Source organism: Mycobacterium sp., assembly GCF_049802695.1.
GTDB lineage: Bacteria > Actinomycetota > Actinomycetes > Mycobacteriales > Mycobacteriaceae > Mycobacterium.
This window is the reverse complement of record NZ_JBARMY010000135.1, coordinates 1-7,790: the sequence shown is the minus strand read 5'-3', so window position 1 is coordinate 7,790 and position 7,790 is coordinate 1. Positions and strand designations below refer to the sequence as shown.

The following is a 7,790-nucleotide window of genomic DNA, read 5'->3' as shown; positions in this document are numbered from 1 at the left end:
GGCCTGCGGCGGGCAGCGACCAGTTGCGGGCCGCGTCGAGTTTGGCCTGAGCCGCGTCGCGCTGCGCCACCAGCCGGTCGACATCCGCCTGCTGTTCGGTGAAGGTGCGTTTGGCGGTGGTGAGCGCCGCGACGGCGGCGTCCTGGCTGGACTGGGCGTCGGTAGCGGCCCGGTCCGCTTTCTGCTTGGCGAGCCGTGCGGTGGACTGCGTGTTGACCTGCTCGGTGCGGGCGCGCTGCAGGTTGACCATCACCTGCTGTGAGCTGGCCGCCAGGGTCCGGCCCGCCGATGCGGTGGAGATGATGTCGTCGGGGCTGGCTGCGGTCAGGTAGCTGTCCGACGGCCCGTTGACGTAGGTGGCCGCCGCGAAGGTGTTGAACCGCTGCTGGGCCGCGGCGATCGCGGCGTTGGCATCGCGGACCTCCTGCCCGCTGACGTCGACTTGGCGTTGGGCGTCGGCGGCGTTGTCGCGTGCGGATTGCACGTCGACCAGAGCTTTGTTGACGCTTTCCTGCTGGGTCTCGATGGCGCCGCGCAGGTCCTGCAGACGCTGATTGGCTTGAGCGACGTCGGCGATTAGGGCTGCAAGTGCGTTCGGGCCCGGGTCAGCCGCAGCCAGTCCGGGCGTGCAGAGCAACAGGGCCGCGCTCACCACCACAGCCACGGCAGGCCCACCCAGCCGCGCGGCCAGCCGTAAACACCAGCCGCGATAGGTAGGCATCATTCGACTCAGGTCTCCTATGGCTGAACGTGGACCAACGGCGCCAGCCGCTCAAGCGCCACTTCAACATGAGTAACATTGGCACCATAGGTCACTTCTCGAGCGATAGAAACGTTCGTCACAGATACAGCCGCGTCTGTTTGCCGTTCGTGATCGAACGGTGACCTGAGCGGCCCGCCGCGACGATTTACGCGGCGATTCGAGGTCAGCTCTCGGCTGGCGACGGATCAGCGCCCGCTGCGGTACCGGGCGCTGTGGCCGACCGCTTGCCGCGCACTTGGGCGATGCGAGTGCCGATAGCTGCGGACAGCACCCCGATCAGCACCACGATGGTGAACTCGGTCCACGGGAACTGCGGAGTGGTCAGTTGGTGCAGAAAGTTCTGCGCCGACACCACCGGGTTGCCGGTCTTGGCGTTGTCTTCGCCGTTCTCCAGCGTAGAGCGCGGGAAGTGCATGCTGTAGGAGCCGACGAACGACGGGCTGAGCACGAGCACCGTGGCATCGGGGTAGCCCGATCCGACCACGGTGGCGACGTCTCGCAGCGGCGGGTCGTTCGGCGGGTTGTGGTCGAGCACCACGACCTTGAGGTTGATGCCGTGACGGCCGGCGTCGCTGACCACTTGACGAAGTCCCGGGACGTCGGGCGGCGGCGCGAAGATGCCGTCGGCTGCGACGGTGGCTTTGACGATGGCCATGCACTGGTCGGGCGGTGCCGACAAGTCGAGGCCGACGGCTGCACAGACCTCACGCGGTATGTATTCCGGCGGGTGCGGTGCGGTCACGGACCAAGACGGTACGTGATTCGCGCAGGGGACACCCGGTCCGGGCCGGGCTGGGGCGTGACAGCGGGCGGCCGCACGGACCAGACTGGGACAATCACCTGTCCCGCGGAAATGCAGGACAAGCGTACTGTTAAAGTGTCAGCGGAACGTCGGCACCGCCTCGCCGGCGGCTAGAACTAAATCTGGGAGTTGGTATGACTGGCCAAGAGTCGGTGAATTCATTCGGTGCCCGCGACACCCTGGAAGTCGGAGACCAGAGCTACCAGATCTATCGCCTCGACGCCGTGCCCAATGTCGGCAAACTTCCTTACAGCCTCAAAGTCCTCGCCGAGAATCTGCTGCGCAACGAAGACGGCAAAAACATCACCAAGGAGCACATCGAGGCGATCGCCAACTGGGATCTTAAGGCGGAGCCCAGCATCGAGATCCAGTACACGCCGGCCCGGGTGGTGATGCAGGACTTCACCGGCGTGCCGTGCATCGTCGACCTGGCCACCATGCGGGAGGCCGTCGCCGACCTCGGCGGAAATCCCGACAAGGTCAATCCGCTTGCGCCGGCCGACCTGGTGATCGACCACTCGGTGATCGCCGACTTGTTCGGCACCGCAGACGCTTTCGAGCGCAACGTGGAAATCGAATACCAGCGCAACGGCGAGCGCTACCAGTTTCTGCGCTGGGGCCAGGGCGCGTTCGACGACTTCAAGGTGGTGCCGCCGGGCACCGGCATCGTGCACCAGGTCAACATCGAATACCTCGCCAGTGTCGTGATGCAACGGGATGGAGTGGCCTACCCCGACACCTGCGTCGGCACCGACTCGCACACCACGATGGTCAACGGACTCGGCGTGCTGGGCTGGGGTGTCGGCGGCATCGAGGCGGAAGCCGCCATGCTCGGTCAGCCGGTGTCGATGCTCATCCCGCGGGTTGTCGGCTTCAAGCTCACCGGCGAGATCAAGCCCGGCGTCACCGCCACCGACGTCGTGCTCACCGTCACCCAGATACTGCGCAAGCACGGCGTCGTCGGGAAGTTCGTGGAGTTCTACGGCGAGGGCGTGGCCGAGGTTCCGCTGGCCAACCGGGCCACCCTTGGCAATATGAGTCCCGAATTCGGTTCCACCGCAGCGATTTTCCCGATCGATCAGGAGACCATCGAATACCTGAGATTCACCGGCCGCAAGCCCGAGCAGGTTGGGCTGGTCGAGGCCTATGCCAAGGAGCAGGGCCTGTGGCACAACCCGGAGCATGAGCCGCAGTTCTCGGAATACCTCGAGCTCGACCTGTCCGAAGTGGTCCCGTCGATCGCGGGGCCCAAGCGGCCGCAGGACCGAATCGCGCTGTCGGACGCCAAATCCGCATTCCGCAATACCATTCCCGACTACGTCGGCGACGACCCCGACAAGAATGAGTACTCGAAGCTGGACGAGTCGGTTGACGAGTCGTTTCCGGCCAGCGACCCAGGGTCGACGTCGAACGGCCACGCCGACGACGTCCCCGCGGTGGCGTCCGCCGCCGAGCATGCCAACGGACGGGTCAGCAACCCGGTGCGGGTGAAGTCCGAGGAACTCGGCGAATTCGAAGTCGACCACGGGGCGGTGGTGATCGCCGCGGTCACCTCCTGCACGAATACCTCCAACCCCGAGGTGATGCTCGGTGCTGCGCTTTTGGCCCGCAACGCTGTTGAGAAGGGCCTGGCGTCGAAGCCCTGGGTGAAGACTTCGATGGCGCCTGGGTCGCAGGTCGTCAGCGACTACTACGAAAAGGCCGGTTTGTGGCCATATCTGGAGAAGCTGGGCTTCTTCCTGGTCGGCTACGGCTGCACCACCTGCATCGGCAACTCGGGACCGCTGCCCGAGGACATCTCCAAGGCGGTCAACGACAACGACCTCTCGGTCACCGCAGTGTTGAGCGGCAACCGAAACTTCGAGGGCCGCATCAACCCGGACGTCAAGATGAACTACCTGGCGTCGCCGCCGCTGGTGGTCGCCTATGCGCTGGCCGGGTCGATGGACTTCGACTTCGACTCCGACCCGCTGGGCGTAGATGAAGAAGGCGAGAAGGTCTATTTGAAAGACATCTGGCCGTCGCAGAAGGACGTCTCCGACACCATCGCGTCGGCGATCAACCAGGAGATGTTCGTCAAGAACTACGCCGATGTGTTCAAGGGCGACGAGCGGTGGCGCAATCTGCCCACGCCGAGCGGCAATACCTTCGAGTGGAACGCCGATTCGACGTACGTGCGCAAGCCGCCGTATTTCGAGGGTATGCCCGCCGACCCCGAACCGGTCAAAGACATCACCGGCGCACCGGTGCTGGCGCTGCTGGGCGATTCAGTCACCACCGACCACATCTCCCCCGCCAGCAGCATCAAGCCGGGCACCCCGGCGGCGCAATACCTCGACGAGCACGGCGTGCAGCGCAAGGACTACAACTCCTTCGGCTCCCGGCGCGGCAACCACGAGGTGATGATCCGCGGCACCTTCGCCAACATCCGGTTGCGCAACCTGCTGCTGGACGACGTCTCCGGCGGCTACACCCGCGACTTCACCCAGGATGGCGGGCCGCAGGCGTTCATCTACGACGCGGCGCAGAACTACGCGGCGAAGAACATTCCGCTGGTGGTGCTCGGCGGTAAGGAGTACGGGTCGGGTTCGTCACGTGACTGGGCGGCCAAGGGTACGAGCCTGCTGGGTGTGCGCGCGGTGATCGCCGAGTCGTTCGAACGCATCCACCGATCCAACCTGATCGGCATGGGCGTGATCCCGTTGCAGTTCCCTGAGGGCAAGTCGGCCGAGTCGTTGGGGCTCGACGGCACCGAGGTGTTCGACATCACCGGCATCGAAGCCCTCAACGACGGCAAGACACCGAAGACGGTGCACGTCAAGGCCGCCAAAGCCGCCGGCGGCGGGGATGTGGAGTTCGACGCGGTGGTGCGCATCGACACACCCGGTGAGGCGGACTACTACCGCAACGGCGGCATCCTGCAGTTCGTGCTGCGCAACATGCTGAAGTCCGGCTCGTGACGATCGCAAGCGCGGCGAAGCCCGGCGCAGCGGGTCGTCACACCAGAACCGTGGCGATCGCAAGCGCGGCGAAGCCGGGCGCAGCGGGTCGCCACCGGAAGATGTAGTCCGCCCGTGCCCAAGGTCAGCGAGGACCATCTGGCGGCTCGCCGCCGCCAGATCCTCGACGGCGCGCGTCGCTGCTTCGCCGAATACGGCTACGAGAAGGCGACGGTACGCCGGCTCGAACAGGCCGTCGGCATGTCGCGCGGTGCGATTTTTCACCACTTCCGGGACAAGGACACATTGTTCTTCGAACTGGCGCGTGAGGACGCCGAGCGGATGGCCGCCGTGGCCTCGCGCGAAGGCCTCATTCAGGTGATGCGCGACATGCTTGCTGCGCCTGAGCAATTCGATTGGCTTGCGACCCGGTTGGAGATCGCACGGAAGCTGCGCAACGATCCCGCGTTCCTGCGGGGTTGGACGGAGCGCTCGGCGGAGCTGGCCGCGGCGACGACCGATCGGCTGCGCCGTCAGAAGCAGGCCGGACGAGTCCGCGACGACGTGCCCGGCGACGTGTTGCAGTGCTACCTGGATTTGGTGCTGGACGGTTTGGTGGCGCGACTCGCCTCTGGAGAAGACCCACGGCGCCTTGATGCCGTGCTCGACCTGGTCGAGCGCTCGGTGCGGCTGGGTTAGGGCTGTCGTGCGCCCTGCCCTGCGCAGCGTGCCCCTGCCTTGCGCTGCCCTGCGCGAGCGTGCATAGCGTGCCGCTCGGGTACGGCGTGTCGTGTGCAAACACGCACGCTCGCGACGGCAGTCGGCCGGGCGCCGCGAGGTCGCTAGCGGGAGCGCGTGCGGTGGTTGGGACCGCCGCGACTGCGCATTGTGGTGCCCGATTCACGCAGCATGCTGTGGATCGATCCGTACGATTTTCCGGTGGTAGCCACCAGGTTTCGAATGCTCGCCCCGCCCTCGTAGGCGCTGCGTAACTCGTCGAGCATCTGGTCGCGGTTCTTGTTGATGTTTTCCATCGGCGCCCTCCGTGGTCCCCAAGACACGGTCAGCCTAGGAAGTCATCGGCGTCGCGGGACAGGATTCGGCGAAATCGTTTGCCGCACCGGTCAGGCCAGCTCGATCAATTCGCGATACTCCTCAGACCAGTGGTCTTCGGTGCCATCGGGCAGCAGTACGACGCGCTGCGGGTCGAGCGCCTCCGCGGCTCCGGGGTCGTGCGTCACCAACACCACCGCACCGAGGTAGCTGCGTAGTGCGTCCAGTACCTGCTCGCGTGAGGCGGGATCGAGGTTGTTGGTGGGCTCGTCGAGCAGCAGCACATTGGCGGTCGACGCCACCAGTCCGGCCAGCGCCAGCCGGGTCTTCTCCCCACCGGAAAGCGTGCCGGCCATCTGGTCGAGCTGTGCGCCGCTGAACATGAAAGCGCCGAGCAGGCCCCGCAACTCCTGTTCACCGGAATCCGGCGCGGCGTGGCGGATGTTCTCCCACACCGTCGCAGCGTCGTCGAGCGTGTCGTGCTCCTGCGCGAAATAACCGAGTTTCATACCGTGCCCGGGTTCCAGTCCCCCGCGGTCGGGTTTCTCCACGCCGGCCAGCAACCGCAGCAGCGTCGTCTTACCCGCGCCGTTGAGTCCCAGCACCACCACGCGCGAACCGCGATCGATAGCCAGGTCGACGCCGGTGAACACCTCCAGCGAACCGTAGGTCTTGGTCAAGCCTTTGGCGACCAGCGGTGTGCGTCCGCACGGCGCCGGGGTGGGGAACTTGATGCGGGCTACTTTGTCGGCCACCCGCTCCTCGTCGAGTGCGGCCATCATGCGGTCAGCACGCCGCACCATGTTCTGCGCCGCAACGGCTTTGGTGGCTTTAGCGCCCAGCTTGGCGGCTTGCGCGCGCAGCGCCGCGGCCTTGCGCTCGGCGTTGGCGCGTTCACGGCGGCGGCGCTGCTCGTCGGTGGCACGGGCGTCGATGTACTTCTGCCAGCCCATGTTGTAGACGTCGACTTCGCCGCGGACGGCGTCGAGGAACCACACCCGGTTGACGACGTCGGCCAGCAGGTCGACGTTGTGGCTGATCACCACCAGCCCACCGGTGTGCGACCGCAGAAAATCGCGCAGCCAGCTCAGCGAGTCGGCGTCGAGGTGGTTGGTCGGCTCGTCCAGCAGCAACGTCGGTGCGCCGCTGCCTCCTCCTTCCGATGCCGCGAACAAGATGCGCGCCAACTCGACTCGGCGGCGTTGCCCGCCCGAGAGGGTGCGCAGTGGCTGGGTCAACACCCGTTCGGGCAGTCCCAGGCTCACACAGATGCGGCTGGCCTCGCTTTCGGCGCTGTAACCGCCCAGCGCGGCGAACCGTTCTTCGAGTTGGCCGTATCGGCGGATCGCGCGGTCACGCGCGGCGTCGTCGGCGACCTCGGCCAGCAACACCTGCTGTTTTTCCAGGTCGGTGAGCAGCGTGTCCAGCCCGCGCGCCGACAACACCCGGTCGCGGACCAGCAGCTCGAGGTCACCCTCTTTGGGGTCCTGCGGCAGGTAGCCAATTTCGCTGGTCCGGCTCACCGTCCCTGCGTAAGGCTCGCTCTCACCGGCCAGGATGCGCAGAGTTGTGGTCTTACCCGCGCCGTTGCGGCCGACAAGGCCGATGCGGTCGCCGGGCTGCACACGCAGCGCCGGACCGTCGGCGAAAAGCAACGTGCGCGCGCCAGCGCGGACCTCAAGGTCCGTTGCCGTGATCACGTCACTCTCCTCTGGCGGACTTATCTATCGTCGGTGAACGCCGGCGGTCGTTTCTCGGCGCGCGCAGTGACCGCTTCTTCGAAGTTGGCGGTGAGCAGTCGGACAAAGAGCTGTCCCAGCCCCTCGGCCTGCATGTGCCCTTCCAGATTAGCGGCGTCCAGTCCACTCCACAGTGTGCGCTTGGTCAACTCGGTCCCGGGCCGGGAGAACGAGGCGATCCGTTCGGCCAGCACGTAGCACGTGTCGAGCAGCTGCTCGTCGGGCACCCGGTAGGACACCAGCCCGATGCGCTCGGCTTCCTCGGCGTCGACGTCGCGGCCGGTGAGCATCAGTTCGAAGGCGCGGGACGAGCCGATCGCCCGCGGCAGCAGATAGCTGAGCCCGAGCTCGCTGGCCGTCAGCCCGTTGTTGATGCCGGCCGCCCGGAAATAGGCACCCGTCGACGCGACGCGGATGTCGGCCGCCAGCGCCAGGCACAGCCCGCCGCCGATGGCGGCGCCGTTGACCGCCGCGATCACCGGCTGGTGCAGCCG

7 protein-coding genes are annotated in these 7,790 nt (G+C 66.3%); 2 read left to right on the top strand and 5 right to left on the bottom strand.

Annotation, left to right across the window (positions count from 1 at the left end; all coding sequences use genetic code 11):
- Together WA317_RS05200 and WA317_RS05195 are read right to left on the bottom strand one after the other, a co-directional pair.
- A partial coding sequence (locus WA317_RS05200; RefSeq protein ID WP_425172025.1) for a coiled-coil domain-containing protein occupies nucleotides 1-724 on the bottom strand: 724 nt, incomplete at its 3' end.
- Nucleotides 725-926: 202 nt separating this feature from the next.
- Nucleotides 927-1,505, bottom strand: a complete 579-nt coding sequence (locus WA317_RS05195) for a DUF6676 family protein (protein WP_425172024.1) — start codon at nucleotides 1,503-1,505, stop codon at nucleotides 927-929.
- A gap of 194 nt (nucleotides 1,506-1,699) precedes the next feature.
- On the opposite strand from WA317_RS05195, the gene WA317_RS05190 reads away from it, so the two are divergent.
- Together WA317_RS05190 and WA317_RS05185 are read left to right on the top strand one after the other, a co-directional pair.
- Nucleotides 1,700-4,525 carry an aconitate hydratase gene (locus WA317_RS05190; RefSeq protein ID WP_425172023.1) on the top strand — a complete coding sequence of 942 codons (2,826 nt, stop codon included), beginning with the start codon at nucleotides 1,700-1,702 and terminating at the stop codon, nucleotides 4,523-4,525.
- Nucleotides 4,526-4,639: 114 nt separating this feature from the next.
- Nucleotides 4,640-5,203 (top strand): TetR/AcrR family transcriptional regulator, encoded by a 564-nt coding sequence (locus tag WA317_RS05185; RefSeq protein ID WP_425172022.1) that lies wholly within the window; start codon nucleotides 4,640-4,642, stop codon nucleotides 5,201-5,203.
- A 143-nt stretch (nucleotides 5,204-5,346) separates the two neighbouring features.
- Here the strand turns inward: WA317_RS05185 and WA317_RS05180 are convergent, their stop codons facing one another.
- The 3 genes from WA317_RS05180 to WA317_RS05170 all read right to left on the bottom strand — a co-directional run.
- Nucleotides 5,347-5,538 carry a helix-turn-helix domain-containing protein gene (locus WA317_RS05180; RefSeq protein WP_425172021.1) on the bottom strand — a complete coding sequence of 64 codons (192 nt, stop codon included), beginning with the start codon at nucleotides 5,536-5,538 and terminating at the stop codon, nucleotides 5,347-5,349.
- 90 nt (nucleotides 5,539-5,628) lie between these two features.
- Complete coding sequence (locus WA317_RS05175) at nucleotides 5,629-7,257, bottom strand: ABC-F family ATP-binding cassette domain-containing protein (protein WP_425172020.1); 1,629 nt, start codon at nucleotides 7,255-7,257, stop codon at nucleotides 5,629-5,631.
- 20 nt (nucleotides 7,258-7,277) lie between these two features.
- A partial coding sequence (locus tag WA317_RS05170) for an enoyl-CoA hydratase (RefSeq protein WP_425172019.1) occupies nucleotides 7,278-7,790 on the bottom strand: 513 nt, incomplete at its 5' end.

Coding starts and splice junctions, on each gene's coding strand:
- WA317_RS05180 (WP_425172021.1), bottom strand. CDS start 5,538: ATGGAAAACATCAACAAGAACCGCGACCAGATGCTCGACGAGTTACGC.
- WA317_RS05190 (WP_425172023.1), top strand. CDS start 1,700: ATGACTGGCCAAGAGTCGGTGAATTCATTCGGTGCCCGCGACACCCTG.